The following is a 16,038-nucleotide window of genomic DNA, read 5'->3' as shown; positions in this document are numbered from 1 at the left end:
TGGTTACTATTTCATACTCAGAGGTAATTGTATTTGAAAGTTTTAAAATAATTAGTAATTACATACAGATTTTATTTGTAGAATTATTTGCAAAAACAATAAATTATTTCCTGAAAAACAATGTCAAAATTTTCCTTGACATGATTAGCACTCTTTGCTATTATTTGCTAAGTTGAAGATTATTCGACTGTCAATATATTAACTATGTCATTATTTAGAGTCATACTAGCAATTTTCTTTCCTCCTTTAGCTGTATTTGATAAAGGTTGTGGAAGTATAGTTTTAGTATTTATACTTACAGCCTTAGGCTGGATACCTGGAGTTATAGGTGCTTTAGTTATATTAAATAGTCCTAATTAATATTTTATTACAACTTTATTATATTTATTTAATTTTCTTAATAAACATATGTCAAAAATTATAGGTATCGATCTCGGTACAACAAACTCATGTATGGCAGTCCTTCAAGGAGGACAACCAGTTGTTATCCCAAACTCGCAAGGTGGTAATACAACTCCCTCAATAGTTGCAAAAACCAAAGATGGAAAAGAAGTAGTTGGAGTTGTTGCTAAAAACCAAATGGTTACAAATCCAAAACAAACTTTTTACTCAATCAAGAGACTTATTGGAAGACGATGGGATGATCCAGAAGTTCAAAGAGATGTTAAATTACTTCCATTTGATCTTAGAAAGTCTGACAAGGATGGAGTTGAGATAAAGTTTGGTGATGAATGGCTACCACCAGAAGCAATTTCTGCAAAAGTTCTAGGAAAATTGAAAGCAGATGCTGAAGCTTATCTAGGTGAAAAAGTAACTGAAGCTGTAATTACAGTTCCTGCATATTTTGATGATAGTCAAAGACAAGCTACAAAAAATGCTGGAAGAATTGCAGGACTTAATGTCCAAAGAATTATTAATGAACCTACTGCAGCAGCTCTTGCATATGGACTTGATAAGAAAAAAGATGAAACGATTGCTGTTTATGACCTTGGTGGTGGAACTTTTGATATAACTATTCTTGAATTAGGCGATGGAGTTTTCGAAGTTAAATCAACAAATGGAGACACGCATTTGGGAGGTGATGATTTTGATCAAGTCTTGATAGATTATCTTGCAGAAGAATTCAACAAAGAGACGGGTATAAATTTGAAAGCAGATCCTTTGGCTTTGCAAAGGCTTAAAGAAGCTGCAGAGAAAGCGAAAATTGAACTTAGTTCAGCTCAATCAACAGATATCAACTTGCCATTTATAACTGCAGATGCAAGTGGTCCAAAACATTTGAACAAAAACCTGACAAGAGCAGAGTTTGAGAATTTAGTTGGTGGATTGGTTGAAAAATCAATAGATGCAGTAAAGAAAGCATTAGCTGATGCTGGAATGCAAAAAGGTGATATTGAAGAAGTAGTTATGGTTGGAGGTATGACTAGAATGCCATTGGTAATAAAAGCTGTCAAGGAATTCTTTGGAAAAGAACCCAATAAATCAGTCAATCCTGATGAAGTCGTTGCAATAGGAGCTGCAGTTCAAGGTGGAGTTTTGACAGGTGATGTAAAAGATATTACTTTACTAGATGTGACCCCACTAACACTAGCAATTGAAACAATGGGAGGAGTTGCAACACCTATGATTCCTAGAAACACAACTATTCCAACTGAAAAGACCCAAATTTTTTCTACTGCAGCTGACAACCAGCCAAGCGCGGAAATAGTAGTAGTTCAAGGAGAAAGACCAAAAGCTTTGGATAACAAAATACTTGGTCGCTTTGTCATAGATATTGCTCCAGCACCAAGAGGTGTACCTCAAATAGAAATTAGCTATAAAATTGATGCAAATGGAATTTTGAATGTATCTGCAAAGGATAAAGCTACTGGGAAAGAGAGTGGAATTACCATAACTGCTTCTACTTCTATGACAGAAAGCGAGATTGAGAAAATGGTGAAAGATGCTGAAGTGAATGCTGAAAAAGATAAGCTTTACAAAGAAAAAACTGAGCTTAAAAACAATGCCTTATCCTTAGTCTTTCAAGTTGAGAAATTATTGGAAGATGCAGGTGACAAAATAGACGAAAACAAAAAGGCTGAAATTGAGACTTTAAATAAAGAAGTTAAAGAAATGGCAGAAAAGGAAGACTTCAATGAAGCAAGCTTGAAAGTCAAAACGGATGAATTAAATCAAAAGATTCAAGCAGCAACTACAGAAATGTATCAAAAGGCATCTCAAGCACAACAAAATATGGGAGATCAAACTCCTGGTAGTGCAGCTGAAAACCCAGAATCATCAAATGCCAAACAAGCAGAAGACGGAGAAGTAGTCGGTTAAAGGGTATTGATTTTTCCCTAGCTGATCCTAAATTCGAAATCCCGAGACTTGCTCGGGATTTCGTTTATAACGCCTATCTATCATTTGATTGCTTTGAAATCATCTCAAATATCGCAATGAAATTTTTAAATTCTATTTCTTGTGGTCTTGAAGTTAATTTAATTTGCAAGTTGCTTAGAATTCTTTCGATTTCATCGCGCCCGATATTTTCATTAAATGATGATAAATAATTTTTCAAATTGTTTCCTATAGTTTTTCTAGGGGAAGCAAACATCGCGTGTATAAATTTGATTAATTTATCTCTATTTTCAAAATTTAAATCTGTATTTTTAACTATTTTAATAAGTCCACCATCAACTTTGGGTGCTGGGAAAAAATGTTTCTTTGGAACAGTTAGTAAGTATTCACAAGATCCGAAAGATTGAACTATATTTGCTAGAGAGGTTGAATTGGGAACCTTTCCTGAATAATCTTCAGCAACTTCCTTTTGTATCAAAAATACCCCAGTTTCAATATTAGAATTTAGGAAATTACTGATAATCTTTTTACTTATATTATAAGGAAGGTTCCCCACAAGTTTCGTAGCTCCAAAATTATTTAATTCTAAATTCAATATATCATCTTCTACCAAAGACCAGTTATTTTTTTTATTTAAGCTTAAAAACTTCTCTTTTAGCCCTGTATATAAAGTTCTATCAATTTCAATAGAAATGATGGTTGCTTCTGAATCAATCAACTTTTCTGTCAGTGATCCATCACCTGGTCCAACTTCTAAAATCAACTCTTGATTTGTTGGATTTATGACATTCAAAATTTCATGGAGATAGTATTCAGACTGCAAAAAGTTTTGTCCAAAGTGTTTTTTGAAATTGTGATTCATAGATTGATTTTATCAAATTTATATAGCTTTAATTCCAAAAACTTTTTTTACGCACAAATAATTTGATATAATTCTAAGATGAAATCGAAATTTAATTCACAAAGATTACTTGAAGCTATTCCCGGTATTATCACATGGATTGTTTTGACCTCTCCTTTATGGGCAGGCATATTGCTTCCAAAGGCGTATGGAGTATTTATTATATTAATTGTTTCATACTGGGTGATGAAAGGTATTAGATTTCTTGTGTTGTTCTTTTATTCTTATTATAGGATAAATCAAGCGAAACGGATAGACTGGTTAAAGAAACTAGATGAAATCAAACTAGAAGATGGTATTCTTGATTATAAAAAACTGAAATTTATAGTTTTGCTACCTTTTGCAAGTGAACCAAAAAATGTCATAGAGTCAGTAATTGTGTCTTTGAAAAACCAAAATATTGATACCAAGCAAATATTGATTTTACTTGCTACGGAAGCAAGATTCCCTCAAGGATTTGAAGTTGCAAATGATTTAAAAAGAGAATATGAAAAGTATTTTGGAGGGTTTTTTATAAATGTTCATACGTTGGTAGAAGGTGAAATTGCAGGAAAAGGTTCAAATGCAAATGCAGCTGCAAAATATATGCAAGGGATAATTGATGAAAATTATGATATAGAATATACAACTATTTTATATACGGATAGCGATTCAATATATATACCATTTGCATTTTCTTATTTTGCTTATCTGTTTGTTCAAGACAAAAACAGATATTCCAAATTTTGGAGTGGAGCAATGAATTATATGCAAAACTTTTGGGATTTACCTTTTTTCTCAAGAATATTAAATTCCGCATTTTCCTTTTACAATATACCCAACATTGTTCTTTCGGAAACAAGATTTATACAAATCTCATCATTTTTTTTCAGTTGGAAGCTATTTGAAGAAATAGGATATTCTGATTGTGATATTATTTCTGACGATTATCACATATTTTATAAAGCCTTATTTAAGCACTTTGAAAAAACTAAAACTGAAGCTATGTATATGATTATAGGTAGTGATGCGTGTGAAGGAGTAGGCATTCAAGATACATTTAAAAAGCAGTTTAGACAAATAGAGAGATGGTCGTGGGGTATTGAAGATTTTCCATATTGTGTTCGAAATACTGTTGCTACTTTAAAAAACAGAAATATAAGTATAAAGTCAAAACTTTATATTTTATTGAGAGTTATCCCACCTTTTTGGAATCATCAGATGTGGCCAATTAGTGGGATTTTTATAGGAATTAGCATTTTGGCAATTTCTATATTTACTGTAACAAACAGCACTTCTACATTTTGGTTGAACTTGTCAAATTTCGTTACTATATCATTTTCATTCGCAACTTTGACAATAATAATAAATCTCATAGCTAGTTTGTTATTGCGGCCCAATATGCCAATGCGCTATACAAATCTTAAAGGAGCAAAGAAATATTATGAGTATGGAAAGTTGTTTATTTTAGAGCTGTTAAATTGGTACTTACTACCTTATTATATTTTTTTACTTAGTGGACTTCCTTCCTTGTTTTCTCATACGAGGCTGATGTTAGGTAAGTATATAGGATTTAGGTTAACAGAAAAAAAATAAATTACTTTGCTCTTTTGTCTACATTCTTACAATCATTCCAAAGTCCTAAATTATTTTCTTGTGCTTCAGTTATTGCTTTCTTGAAGGTGTCAGTATATTTGACATTAGGGGGAATTGTAAGTAGATAGGCATATCCCTTTTTTGCTATTATCTCATTTGTTATTAAATCTCCGATCCATACATACCTTAATAATCTATCATAAATATCCTTGTTTGTAATATCTTTTTCCAATTTAACCAATTTGTTCGTAAAAATACTTTTTGCGAATTCTGTAGCTTCCTCACCGTAACACTGCACAGGCGTATTTGGCTTATGTGTTTCTGGTGTATCTATACCAATTAGTCTGACTTTATATGTGCCGTCATTACACTTAACTTGAATAGTATCTCCATCATAAACTTCTAAAACTAAGCATTCATTATCAACTAAAAAATATCCGTTTTTCTTCAAAATACCAACTAAAAAAAATAAGGAAGTGAAGGTGCCTAAAAATATAAATAGCTTCAACAAATAATAATTATGATTCATACTATTCATAATTTAATGATATATCATTTAAAATTTCTCAATTCTATCATTTTAAAAGCTATTAGTACTAATTTTTAAGAATTTGCTTGATTTCTTTTTTGAAAATTACTAGAATGGTGAAGATTTGGTTAATATTTTTATATATTCTCTGTTGAAGTTCAGTTTCTAAATCTAGATTATTGACTTAAACAAGAGTACTGTCCTTTATGCTAACATTAAATAGAAGAAAATTTACAATATTATTATTAGTTTTATTTTTTGTAATATTGATAGCCTTATTTTTTGTCATATCAAATATTTTACAAAAGCAGAATGTGAATCCCGAGAAACCAAGTGCTGCTGGTCCTCCTGGCATTGAATACATTGAGGGTCCAGTGTTGACATGTAAATCTGACAATGGTTATACATATGGTCTTAGATTCAATATAACAGAAGTTACTCCAGCTCCAAAATTAAATCAATTGACTACACTTGGGGAAACATGGCAATCACCCAATTATGCATGGGAATATACAATAAGCTTGGATCAAAATATCACAACTGATCCATTGGCAAAACAAAGAAATAATTTGCAAGTAAGAGTTTATACTTGGGATCATTTTTGTGGAGGACCATCATTGACTAGCCCAGGATATTGGTTGAGTGATCATTCAGGTGGTAAATCATGTGATAGCGTTCCAAATACATATGATTGGAAAAACTTAGGAACAAAGTATTATCTTTCTCAAAACTTTCAAAGAAATGCTGAAGGAAAATATTGTGGAAGTATACAACTTGATATGAAAGTTACAGCTATTCAAGATTTTAACTATGAATATAATGGCAATTATGGAAAGGTATGGGACTGTACCAATCTTTGTGAAAGTTGTGGGATTCAAGATCCCCTTCCAACAGGGACAACTGGGAGAGGTCGTGTAGCAGAAAATTTTGCTGGTACGGGCTATACTTGTAATGTGTCAAATCCTGTTACAGCTGCAAGTAGTGCTGCTTCGATACAACCTCAAAGTAGTGCTAGGTCATCTTCAGTAAGTTCATTACCTAGTACTTTATTGTGTGGGCCAAAATCTGACACAGTTTACTACTGTGGAGATACTATGCCAAATTCGGAGTTGTGCATAAGTGGAACACCAAATGTAAGAGGAAATCTTTCTTTGACATATCCAGAAACAAAATGGGAATGTTCAAATGGAAATGAAAGTAAAAAATGTGCTTATAGTTGTATAGTTAAATCTTCTGCAACTTCAACGCTATCGTCAATAAGTTCTAAGCAAAGTAGCAAAACTTCAACGCTATCGTCAATAAGTTCTAGGCAAAGTAGCAATGCGTCTCCTTTGTCTAGTGCTTTACCAACATATCCAAATTTGATAATACAAAAGACTGCAGATTTGAGCTATGTCGCTGGAGGAACGGAAACAAATGTAGCATATATACTTAGAGTAAAGAATATTGGTAATGGTCCTACTAGTGGTCAAATGACAGTAAGTGATACTTTACCTACAGGTATGACATTAACTGTAGTCTCAGGAGTAGGTGTTGATAATCCTACAATTAGTAGTTGGAGTTGTAATGCAACAAACACTCAAAGTTTTACTTGTACTAGAAATGTCTCTATACCCGCAGGAAGATATGCTGAAGACTATATACGAGTTGTTGCAAAGGTTTTAAGTACTGCAAGTGGTGAACTAGTAAACTCTGCAAGAGTAAGCGGTGGTGGTGAAAGACAAGTTGATGACAATGATCCTGAAGAAACCGGTAATAATAATACCAATATGGATAATGGCGACAAGTGGAAAATAACTGTAGGATTAGCAAGTGTAAATGGCAGTTGTGGAACTGCAAATGGTACATCAGATGGAATCTGTGGTTCAATGCCATCAGGTACTTTATGTGCAACTGGAAATCCTAGTAGCTCAAATATAGTTTTGCCACAAAATGGAGGTAGTGTTATATGGACATGTAATGGATTAAATGGTGGATCAAACAGTGTTGCTTGTTCTGCCTCGTGTGTTAAGGAAAATGTGATAAGCAGCGCTGTAAATAGATCTACTACAACTACTACAGGTAGTACAACACTTCCAAATACAGCAACTACTAACTTTATAAAATATTTAGGACTTGTAGGAATGTTCGTTATGCTAGGATCAAGTCTTTATATTTTGAGAAATAGAGCTACAAGAACACTAACATTTGAAGAAATAGTAGAGAAAAATAATTAAGAGTAAATTAAATATAGTGAAAGTAAGGGGAGGAAATAATCTCCCCTTTTTTACTGCGTTACTTATCAATTTATCTATTCAGTACCAAAGTATCTATCACCGAAATCTCCAAGTCCCGGTAATATGTATGATTTTGCATTTAGTTCCTGATCCACAAAGCCAGTTACAATTTCTAAGTTTGGAAATTGATCTCCAACTTTCTTCAAACCTTCTGGACAGGAAATTAAGTTTAAAAATATTATTTTTGATTCGTCAACACCATTATCTTTTAGCAAATTAATAGCTGTTATGGCTGATCCTCCAGTTGCAAGCATAGGATCAAGTAAAAACACATGTCGTTCTGATACATCTTTTGGAAGTTTTGAATAGTAAAGCACGGGTTGTGCATTCTCTTCATTGCGTTGTATAAGTACTTTTCCAATTGTGATACTTTGACACACTTCTCGAATCGCTTTTTCCATAGATTCACCAGCTCTTACTATTGAAACAGCACATACTTTACCTGCAAAGTCATATCCTTCAAACATTCTCCCTGTAGGAGTTACAATTTTTCTGTCAACCACAGGTAGCAAGTTCAATCCCTCTTCAACAAGCAATCTAATAATTCTGTCTGAGTAAAAGACAAAGTCTTTATTATTTGTGTCTTTATTACGAATCAAAGTATAAAGTACTTTAAGTTGATGTGTGTAGGGTAAAACTCTGAGCATAATGAAATATATTCTAAAAAAATTTTATTTTCGATACTTTGTCATATTACCTTTTTCTTGTGCTGTGCTAATTATATTTAAATACAATTCATTTGAGATATAATTTGGTTGATAGTTTATACCATTTCTACTTAATGCAGATGCAAAGGATCTCAAATGATTTCTTGACCCTTTTTGTAAGTTATTGTATACTAACGATATATCTGAATTTGTTGTTCTACCTATTGTTTTCTCAAGATCAGATATGTCCAGATCTTCTATTATTGCACCAACAGTCAAAGCCTCATTAGCTGAAACTGCAGCCCTATTTACTAGTTCAGTATATAAGTTTTGAATGTTTTGATTTACAAATTTACCCGCAATATCTGAGGCTGGATCGAAGAGATTATACTTTGACAATAATCTAGCTACTGAATCTGTATGTTTTTGCTCACTTTCTGAAATGTTACGAAAAATCTGTATATTCCATCTTTCATACAAACTCAGATATACATCATGTGCCAATTTTTCCTCTTCTCTCATCAATTGCAAGTCTTCAACTTCTTCCTTAGATAATGTAAGAGTAGTATCTACTTCTAAGTCTTGGGTTTGGTCAATTAAATCAGACGGATCGATTTGAGATAAATCTTCTGCAAAGGTTAAAGATTCATTTTCATTTCCAGTGTTTGCTAATCTGATCCTACTCACTATATTATAAAAGGCAAATAATGTAAGTATAAACAAAGTTATAATTAAAAATAGTATTATATATAGGGCTTTTAAGTTCTTGAGTATAGAGGTTTGTTTCATAAATCAAATCATAATCTGAAGAAATGAATTTGCTATGAAGTATTATTTATTTTTGCACCCAATAGCATCTGCTATGTTTGTAAATCCATCTACTTCCAGTAGTTCAATCAAGCCTTTATTTATAGATTTCACAACAGATGGTCCTTCGTAAATAAGCCCAGTTACAATTTCAACAAGATTTGCACCTAAAGATATTTTCTCATAAGCATCTTTCGCATTAAATACTCCACCAAGTCCAATAATTATAAACTTTCCATTTGTATATTTGTATACTTTGCTTATCATATCATTTGACAGATCCTTTACTGGAGTACCTGAAATTCCACCTCGAAATTTTTCAATTGAACCTAGGCTTGTATGTATCAGATTTTCTCGATGAACTGTAAGGTTTGATATGATGAAACCTTTGATAAATAAATACTTTTCAGCCAAATCACAAATTTTGTATAAAGTATTATCATCAATATCTGGTTTTAACTTTAGTAATATTGGTTTGCTGATTTCTATTTTAGATAATGCAAGAAACAATTTATCTAATAACTCAGGAGATTCACAAAACAAAACTCCATCACCAGTATTAGGACAGCTAATGTTTAAATTTATGATATCTGCTTTTTCTTGTAACTTTTGAAAACTGTATACATAATCTGCTATTGAGTAGTTTCCTTTGATTGTAATATCATTGGTTTTCGCTATATTGATGATAAGTGGAACTGATCTTCCGTTATTTCTAATTTTTTGCGCAATTTTATCTGCGCCGATATTCTTTAAACCATAATTTACTATTAAACTTTGGTCTTCTGGCAATCTGACGCTCCATGGTCTTTTATTACCTTTATAAGCTCTAGCAGTTACTGATCCAATTTCTACAAAGCCAAATCCGCATGCAGGCAAAGTTTTTATCAAATCAGCATTTTTATCAAACCCACCACCTATACCAATCGGATTTTTGAATTCATACCCAAAAATATTTTGAGTTAATCGTTTATTTTCATAGAAAAAAAACTTTCTTAAAATCATCCTTCCAAGAGCCCAGTGTCCTAAAATTTTGCCTAATTTCACAATAACAATGTGAACATAATCTGGATGAAATTTAAATAAAATTGGTTTTAAGATTTTTTTGTAAAACTTCATGAATTTAGGAATTTCAATTGAAATAATATCTCGTGTTTTATATCATACAATATGCCCAATGAAATACAAATGTCTCTCGTCAATCTAGGTAGAATAATTTTTTATGTTGCTACCCTTATCTTTACAATTGTAGCATTATCACTATTACTTGATAAAGTCATGCACAAAGATTATTCTGATCAAACTGGTGTAAAAAACTTTAGGCAATATGGTTTGGGATTAAGTTTGGTATTTCTTGTCTTGCTAATTCTTGGTTATGCATTATTTTTCGCACTAGTAGTTTGAATTTTACTTCTAAATTACTGCGAATTGATCAAGTTTAAATAATATTTTGTTCTGCCTCCAGTCTGATTCCAAACATTTCGTAAACGCTATTCTGAATCTTTTCTACTAAATCATAAAGTTCGAGACCAGTGGCCTTGCCATTCGTAACTAAAATCAATGCATGTTTTTCTGATACACCTACATTGCCAAACCATTTCCCTTTGTATCCAGCAGCTTCAACCAACCAACCCGCTGGAATTTTATATAAATTATCATTTTCAGTATAAAATTCACACTTAGATAGTGAAGGATTTTCTTCTCTAAGCTTGGCTTCTATAGTCTCTATTCGTTCCTTCTCGTTTTTATCACAAAAGACATTTACAAATATAGAGCCGGCATTAGGAGTGAGATTCAAATCAGGTAGTTTTTTTGTTCTCAATCGAATTATTGATTCTGCAATATCTAGAGATGTCAATTTAGATAAGTCTTTTCCAGCTTCAAGCAATACCTGCTTGACTGAACCATATGTATTGCCATAATCAATATTTATATGATTTATCTTTGAAAGTTTGAAAGTTACAGAAGCAATAAAGTACTTATTTCTTGCTTCATTTTTGAAAATACTACTTCTATATTTAAATTTACAATCTTCATTTTCTAATGTTGATTCTTCAAATGTTTCAAGGTCTAGCACTTGAACATCTGTACATATATCACTCATTTGAAATCCATATGCATTTATGTTTTGAATTGGCGAAGCACCAATACTTCCGGGAATAAAAGCTAAGTTTTCCAATCCAAAAAGATTTTTACTAACTGTATGCATCACAAAGTCATGCCAGTTCTCACCAGATGCAACTTGGAAGTATATGTATTCATTTGTTTCACGAATAATGCTCACTCCTTTTGTGTCGTTTTTCAAAACAATACCTTGAAAGTTTGATTTACAAAATGTATTGGCACCTTCACCAAGAAAGAAAACCTGCAAATCCTGTGATTTTGCAAAATTTAGAAGTTCAATAAGTTCGCTGATGTTTTGAAATGTAGAAAAATAGTCAGCATATGCGATTGTTTGTAAAGTAAGATAAGGTTGTAAGTTTACATTCTTTTGTATGTTCATATTTTTATTCTATCAAAAATACAAATGATTTGAAAATAATGTAAATTACTTCCCTATGCTTTAGCAACTTAAAACTATCACTTCATAAGCCACATGATTGCTACTCCAACACTAAAAGCAAGAAGCTTCAGTAAGCCTGATTTTTTTGACTCGGTCAAATGTAACTCAGGAAGTATATCTGTCATAGCAATATAAAGAAAATTACCTGCTACAAATGCTAGCAAATACTCTGAATAATCTGACAAGTTTGCATAGTTAGAAACAACTACCCCTACTATACCAGCAATAGCTGTTAGTAGGTTTATCTTTATTGCTTTAGTTTTTGTAAAGCCTGCTTCAATAAGCATAGCAAAAGAGCTAATTTCTTTTGGTATCTCATGAAGTAATATTGCTAATGTTGTAGCAATACCGAGTTCAGTTGATATTATGAAACTTGCAAATAAAGTAAATCCATCCAAAAGATTGTGAACAATATCAGAAATTATCAAACGGAAACGCAATGAACTCTTTGTTGTTTCTGCTTCATGATGATGTTCTAAATTATGGCAATGTCTTACATTCAAAATAATTTCTACAAAGTAGTTTGAAAAAACAGATAAAAGAATAATAGTTGAAAATATCTCAGATGATAAACTGCTGAATTCTGGAATAATATGTAAAAATACTTCTCCAAGTAATGCTCCAGATGCTAGTGCCAATATCAGATTTAGGTTTCTGGCAAATAACTTTTTCCTTGATAGGATTATAAGTATAAGAAACGAAGTAAAGCTAATAGTTGTTATTGAAAATAGTGCTAATGCCATTTGTATTAGAATTTAGGTAAAAAATAATTGTGCTAATTTCAAATAGTATAATAAACTTGTCAAGTTCAATTATTACAAATAAAAATTTAGGTAGGTTGCTTTCAATTGACTTTGGAGTGTTTCTTGAATCCTTTTTTAAATAATTTATTTTGACTTGTTTTATCTGTATAAGAACTTCGCTTTGGACTATCGCTATAAGTTACTTTGAAACTATGAAGTTCATCTTCTACAATTTTCAAAAACCATTCTGAAATCCATGAATAGCTAAGAAGAACAGTAATAGATACAACTACTTGAATAAATTGACCAGTTACAAAAAATAATTCATTGTAATTTTCAAAACTAAGTGAAGATAAGTACTTCTCTTTGTTAACTAGAAAAGTCAAAATTGCATTAAAAAAAATAATCGCACTAAGTATTCTGCTAGAAAGTATTGAAAACTTGATTGTTTTTATCTTTGCTTTATTTTTCATTCTTTCGTTTATGATTATTTGTAAAACTTATCAAAAGAAAAATGCCAAGTATGATAATTCCAATACTCAGCAAAGCAGTTGTTTTGCTTGCTTCACTTGTATACACCAAAATTGCTCCTATTATAGATATTATCATATATTCAATAAGCGTTACCTGTCTTACACTTAATCCAAGGTCCAAAAGCCTATGATGCAAGTGAGTTTTGTCAGAAATTCCCAAGAGTTTGATAGGGTTTAGTATTTCATGCTTGTTGATCCTATTGATTATAACCCAAATCATATCAAGAATAGGCAAAAGTAAAATTAACATTGAACTAGCAGATTTGGTAGATCCAAGTATCGATATCACACCGAGTAAGTAACCAAAGTTTATTGCAGTTCCTCCGACAAATGTACCTTTGTTTGGAGGAAAATTCCAAGGAATATATCCTGATGTAGCTCCTGAAAGCATCATACTCAAAATGGCAACATCTACATTTCCTTGTTGTAAGTTCAAAATAGAAATAATAAATGCTGCAATACTTACAATCCCAGTTGACAATCCATCTATTCCATCTACCCAATTAATAGCGTTTATCAAAATCATAATCCATGCTACAGAAACAAATTTTGCAATATAATCAGGTAATATGACAATTCCTGGCAAACCTTTGTCAATTTCTGAAATTTGAACGCCACCTAGCACTACTATGGAGACGACAAATAATTGTACTATCAATTGATATTTCCCCTTTATTTCAAACTTATCATCTAGTATTCCTAAAACGGTTAAAATAATTAACCCAATTAAAATTGTGAAGTAAGTATTTGTGCTAATAGTTGATATATCGTTGAAAAAGAGCAAATAAAGCAATAAAAATGCTACAGTAATAGAAATCCCACCTGATCTTATAGTTAATGTTTTGTGGATTCTTCTAGCTTTTGTTGAATCTGTAAGCTTTCTTAGTTCGGCTGGTAGGTCAATCAAACCTACTTTTTTCGCTAGCTTTGTAATGGGGAGAGTGCATAAAAAAGTAATAATGCTTCCTGTGATGAATACTAAAAAAATATTTATTTGTGTTTGATTGATGTCAAAAATATGCTTTAAATGTAATTTGAATTTAAACAGAAGTTGAAATAGTATAAGTCAAAAAAAGTATAAAAAAGATGTTTGTTACGCTAAAAACACCTGAAATAAAATTGATAAAAAAATGTCTTTCTTCAGGAAGCTTAAAATTCATTAGATTTTGTACTATCAAGTAAAAAAAACTCAAGGTGGGAAGTAAGAATAAAAACTTTTTATCAAATAACTCGTAATTATTTGTAGCGTAATTATAAAAAAACGGAGTAATGTTTGGAATCGAGTTGTATTTAGAAAAAACCAAGTACAACATAAGTAAAAACAAAAGTAAATTTAGCAATAGTAAAAAAATGAAAATTGGTTGTTTGTATAAAGTATAATTCAATCTCTTCTGAGGAGAGGCTAATACATATTCTTTCATGTTTATTTTTTTACATTATAATTTTCAGCGAAAGACGGGATTCAAACTGCAATAAAAAATGGAGAATTTAGATATCCCCTAAAACTTAACTATTTATATAGTCCTAACTTCAATATGTGCCCCAATATTATTTAATCTTTGCACAAGATTATCATATCCTCTTTCAATATGTTCAACTCCTAAAATGTCTGTTTTGCCTTCTGCAACTAGTGCTGCCATTATAAGTACTGCACCAGATCTGAGATTTTCAGCAGTAACTGTTGTACCAACTAATTTAGATCTTCCTAACACTCTTACTACGAAAGGTTTATTTTGTCTACTTTGTCTATTAGGCAAATAAGTAAAATTAGCACCCATTTTTTTTAGCTCATTCCAGTGGCTCATTCTATCTGTAAACCAAAGTTCAGCAATATGTGAATAACCATTTATTTGTGTTAATAAAGCAGATATAAGAACTTGCCATTCAGTCATAAATGAGGGTGTCACAGACGCAATAATATCAATTGGGCGGAGTGATTGTAACTTGTTTTTATGCAAAAGGAAACTGGTCCCTTGACATGTGAATGCTACTCCCAGTCTTGTTAAGTAATCTACCATAACATCACCTGCCATATATTCAAAATTAAAATTATTTATCCTAAGAGACGATTCTGTAATTATTCCCATAAAGACTAATGTTGCAAAATCATGCCAATCAGAAATATTCACTAGTTCAAATTTAGCTGTATCTGGTTTAAATGGCTCGACTATTAATTCATTTTCTTCTAAAGTATATTTAACTCCCATTTGTTTTAAATTCTGTAGAATTATCTTGAAATCAGGTTGCTTAGTTATTCCAGTTATACGAGAATTGCTCTCTTTAAATAATGCTGAATATAATGCTCCAACAGAAATTCCATATGACTCATCGGGAATTATTTGTTCAAAGCCTTCTTGATTTATTCTAGTAAAAATAATCGTTTCATTCTTTATATCAACAGATATTCCATAATTTTTAACAGCATCAATTGTAATTTGGAATTGTCTTGATCCAATTCTATCTCCTCCAATATTTTCTAAATCTTTCTTTTCGAACACACATTTACCAAACCGTCCAACTAATATTTGAACTGCAAGTATTGCACTACTTGTATGAGAAAATGTTTCATCAGACATAACAGCATTTGGATTCAAATTCCTACTGTCTACAAATACATCATGATTACTTTTCCAAGAACAGACACATCCAAAAAATTCTAGTATTTTAATTAAATTAAAGGTTGATGTAATTCGGGGAATATTTTTTATTAAATATTCCCCCTCAACTAAGAGAGGATTCATAAGTAGTTTCATAGCAATATTTTTTGAATATTGTACTGAGATTTCTCCATTTAGTTTATATCCACCTGTAACAATATATTTAGTTGCCATATATTTATTGTATATGATAGTTAAAGATTAGGCAATAAGAAAAGAAAACAGCGAAAGACGGGATTCGAACCCGCGACATCTTCCTTGGGAAGGAAGCATTCTACCAACTGAATTACTTTCGCGAATCGCAAATTATAACATTGAACGGAAAATCATTCTACTAAATCAAAGTAGATGCTATAATCTGTAATATTATAAAGCAATGTTATTTCAATCAAGAAAACAAAATTCATGGCATAATCAAATTATTCCTACTTGGCGTTGACTTTTACATATATTGTCAAATGTAAATCCCGCCA

The 16,038-nt window shown here is 31.5% G+C and carries 15 protein-coding genes and 1 tRNA gene; 5 read left to right on the top strand and 11 right to left on the bottom strand.

Going from position 1 to position 16,038, the window contains the following annotated elements:
• Nucleotides 1–204: 204 nt before the first annotated feature.
• Together IPJ91_01730 and dnaK are read left to right on the top strand one after the other, a co-directional pair.
• Complete coding sequence (locus IPJ91_01730) at nucleotides 205–360, top strand: YqaE/Pmp3 family membrane protein (protein QQR93860.1); 156 nt, start codon at nucleotides 205–207, stop codon at nucleotides 358–360.
• Nucleotides 361–408: 48 nt separating this feature from the next.
• Nucleotides 409–2,319, top strand: a complete 1,911-nt coding sequence (gene dnaK / locus IPJ91_01725; protein ID QQR93859.1) for a molecular chaperone DnaK — start codon at nucleotides 409–411, stop codon at nucleotides 2,317–2,319.
• A gap of 73 nt (nucleotides 2,320–2,392) precedes the next feature.
• Here dnaK and rsmA read toward each other — a convergent pair whose 3' ends face one another.
• The gene (rsmA, locus tag IPJ91_01720; GenBank protein ID QQR93858.1) at nucleotides 2,393–3,199 is read right to left on the bottom strand and encodes a ribosomal RNA small subunit methyltransferase A; all 807 of its coding nucleotides are present in this window, start codon (nucleotides 3,197–3,199) and stop codon (nucleotides 2,393–2,395) included.
• Nucleotides 3,200–3,277: 78 nt separating this feature from the next.
• Between rsmA and IPJ91_01715 the strand changes: the two genes are divergently transcribed.
• Complete coding sequence (locus IPJ91_01715; GenBank protein QQR93857.1) at nucleotides 3,278–4,813, top strand: hypothetical protein; 1,536 nt, start codon at nucleotides 3,278–3,280, stop codon at nucleotides 4,811–4,813.
• Nucleotide 4,814: 1 nt separating this feature from the next.
• Here the strand turns inward: IPJ91_01715 and IPJ91_01710 are convergent, their stop codons facing one another.
• A complete protein-coding gene (locus IPJ91_01710; GenBank protein QQR93856.1) occupies nucleotides 4,815–5,342 on the bottom strand; it encodes a thermonuclease family protein in 528 nt (175 codons plus the stop codon).
• Between the two features lie 206 nt (nucleotides 5,343–5,548).
• Between IPJ91_01710 and IPJ91_01705 the strand changes: the two genes are divergently transcribed.
• A complete protein-coding gene (locus IPJ91_01705; protein QQR93855.1) occupies nucleotides 5,549–7,558 on the top strand; it encodes a hypothetical protein in 2,010 nt (669 codons plus the stop codon).
• Nucleotides 7,559–7,632: 74 nt separating this feature from the next.
• Here the strand turns inward: IPJ91_01705 and upp are convergent, their stop codons facing one another.
• Genes upp through IPJ91_01690 form a run of 3 tightly spaced genes read right to left on the bottom strand, consistent with a single transcriptional unit; the run spans nucleotide 7,633 to nucleotide 10,188 of the window.
• Entirely contained in the window at nucleotides 7,633–8,265 is a 633-nt protein-coding gene (gene upp, locus IPJ91_01700) for a uracil phosphoribosyltransferase (protein ID QQR93854.1), read from the bottom strand.
• A gap of 24 nt (nucleotides 8,266–8,289) precedes the next feature.
• Nucleotides 8,290–9,054, bottom strand: coding sequence for a DUF2202 domain-containing protein (locus IPJ91_01695; protein ID QQR93853.1), 765 nt, complete (start codon nucleotides 9,052–9,054; stop codon nucleotides 8,290–8,292).
• A 42-nt stretch (nucleotides 9,055–9,096) separates the two neighbouring features.
• Nucleotides 9,097–10,188, bottom strand: a complete 1,092-nt coding sequence (locus IPJ91_01690; GenBank protein QQR93852.1) for a quinone-dependent dihydroorotate dehydrogenase — start codon at nucleotides 10,186–10,188, stop codon at nucleotides 9,097–9,099.
• Between the two features lie 51 nt (nucleotides 10,189–10,239).
• Between IPJ91_01690 and IPJ91_01685 the strand changes: the two genes are divergently transcribed.
• The gene (locus tag IPJ91_01685; GenBank protein QQR93851.1) at nucleotides 10,240–10,473 is read left to right on the top strand and encodes a hypothetical protein; all 234 of its coding nucleotides are present in this window, start codon (nucleotides 10,240–10,242) and stop codon (nucleotides 10,471–10,473) included.
• Nucleotides 10,474–10,507: 34 nt separating this feature from the next.
• Here IPJ91_01685 and murB read toward each other — a convergent pair whose 3' ends face one another.
• From murB to IPJ91_01655, 6 genes are all read right to left on the bottom strand, one after another.
• On the bottom strand, nucleotides 10,508–11,572 hold the full coding sequence (gene murB, locus IPJ91_01680) for a UDP-N-acetylmuramate dehydrogenase (GenBank protein QQR93850.1): 1,065 nt from the start codon (nucleotides 11,570–11,572) through the stop codon (nucleotides 10,508–10,510).
• A gap of 77 nt (nucleotides 11,573–11,649) precedes the next feature.
• Nucleotides 11,650–12,375, bottom strand: a complete 726-nt coding sequence (locus tag IPJ91_01675) for a ZIP family metal transporter (protein ID QQR93849.1) — start codon at nucleotides 12,373–12,375, stop codon at nucleotides 11,650–11,652.
• A gap of 101 nt (nucleotides 12,376–12,476) precedes the next feature.
• A complete protein-coding gene (locus tag IPJ91_01670; GenBank protein QQR93848.1) occupies nucleotides 12,477–12,848 on the bottom strand; it encodes a hypothetical protein in 372 nt (123 codons plus the stop codon).
• Nucleotides 12,838–13,815 (bottom strand): undecaprenyl/decaprenyl-phosphate alpha-N-acetylglucosaminyl 1-phosphate transferase, encoded by a 978-nt coding sequence (locus tag IPJ91_01665; protein QQR93847.1) that lies wholly within the window; start codon nucleotides 13,813–13,815, stop codon nucleotides 12,838–12,840. Before IPJ91_01665 ends, IPJ91_01670 begins: the two co-directional genes overlap by 11 nt.
• Before the next feature lie 607 nt (nucleotides 13,816–14,422).
• Nucleotides 14,423–15,739, bottom strand: a complete 1,317-nt coding sequence (locus IPJ91_01660) for a hypothetical protein (GenBank protein ID QQR93846.1) — start codon at nucleotides 15,737–15,739, stop codon at nucleotides 14,423–14,425.
• Nucleotides 15,740–15,788: 49 nt separating this feature from the next.
• Nucleotides 15,789–15,861 (bottom strand) — tRNA-Gly (locus IPJ91_01655).
• Nucleotides 15,862–16,038: the final 177 nt, after the last annotated feature.

Source organism: bacterium (genome assembly GCA_016699595.1).
Taxonomy (GTDB): Bacteria; Patescibacteriota; Dojkabacteria.
This window is presented reverse-complemented; position numbering and strand designations above follow the sequence as displayed.

Bases quoted from the DNA above. Each gene is read 5' to 3' on its own strand.
- IPJ91_01730 (QQR93860.1), top strand. From the start codon at position 205: ATGTCATTATTTAGAGTCATACTAGCAATTTTCTTTCCTCCTTTAGCT.
- dnaK (QQR93859.1), top strand. From the start codon at position 409: ATGTCAAAAATTATAGGTATCGATCTCGGTACAACAAACTCATGTATG.
- rsmA (QQR93858.1), bottom strand. From the start codon at position 3,199: ATGAATCACAATTTCAAAAAACACTTTGGACAAAACTTTTTGCAGTCT.
- IPJ91_01715 (QQR93857.1), top strand. From the start codon at position 3,278: ATGAAATCGAAATTTAATTCACAAAGATTACTTGAAGCTATTCCCGGT.
- IPJ91_01710 (QQR93856.1), bottom strand. From the start codon at position 5,342: ATGAATCATAATTATTATTTGTTGAAGCTATTTATATTTTTAGGCACC.
- IPJ91_01705 (QQR93855.1), top strand. From the start codon at position 5,549: ATGCTAACATTAAATAGAAGAAAATTTACAATATTATTATTAGTTTTA.
- upp (QQR93854.1), bottom strand. From the start codon at position 8,265: ATGCTCAGAGTTTTACCCTACACACATCAACTTAAAGTACTTTATACT.
- IPJ91_01695 (QQR93853.1), bottom strand. From the start codon at position 9,054: ATGAAACAAACCTCTATACTCAAGAACTTAAAAGCCCTATATATAATA.
- IPJ91_01690 (QQR93852.1), bottom strand. From the start codon at position 10,188: ATGAAGTTTTACAAAAAAATCTTAAAACCAATTTTATTTAAATTTCAT.
- IPJ91_01685 (QQR93851.1), top strand. From the start codon at position 10,240: ATGCCCAATGAAATACAAATGTCTCTCGTCAATCTAGGTAGAATAATT.
- murB (QQR93850.1), bottom strand. From the start codon at position 11,572: ATGAACATACAAAAGAATGTAAACTTACAACCTTATCTTACTTTACAA.
- IPJ91_01675 (QQR93849.1), bottom strand. From the start codon at position 12,375: ATGGCATTAGCACTATTTTCAATAACAACTATTAGCTTTACTTCGTTT.
- IPJ91_01670 (QQR93848.1), bottom strand. From the start codon at position 12,848: ATGAAAAATAAAGCAAAGATAAAAACAATCAAGTTTTCAATACTTTCT.
- IPJ91_01660 (QQR93846.1), bottom strand. From the start codon at position 15,739: ATGGCAACTAAATATATTGTTACAGGTGGATATAAACTAAATGGAGAA.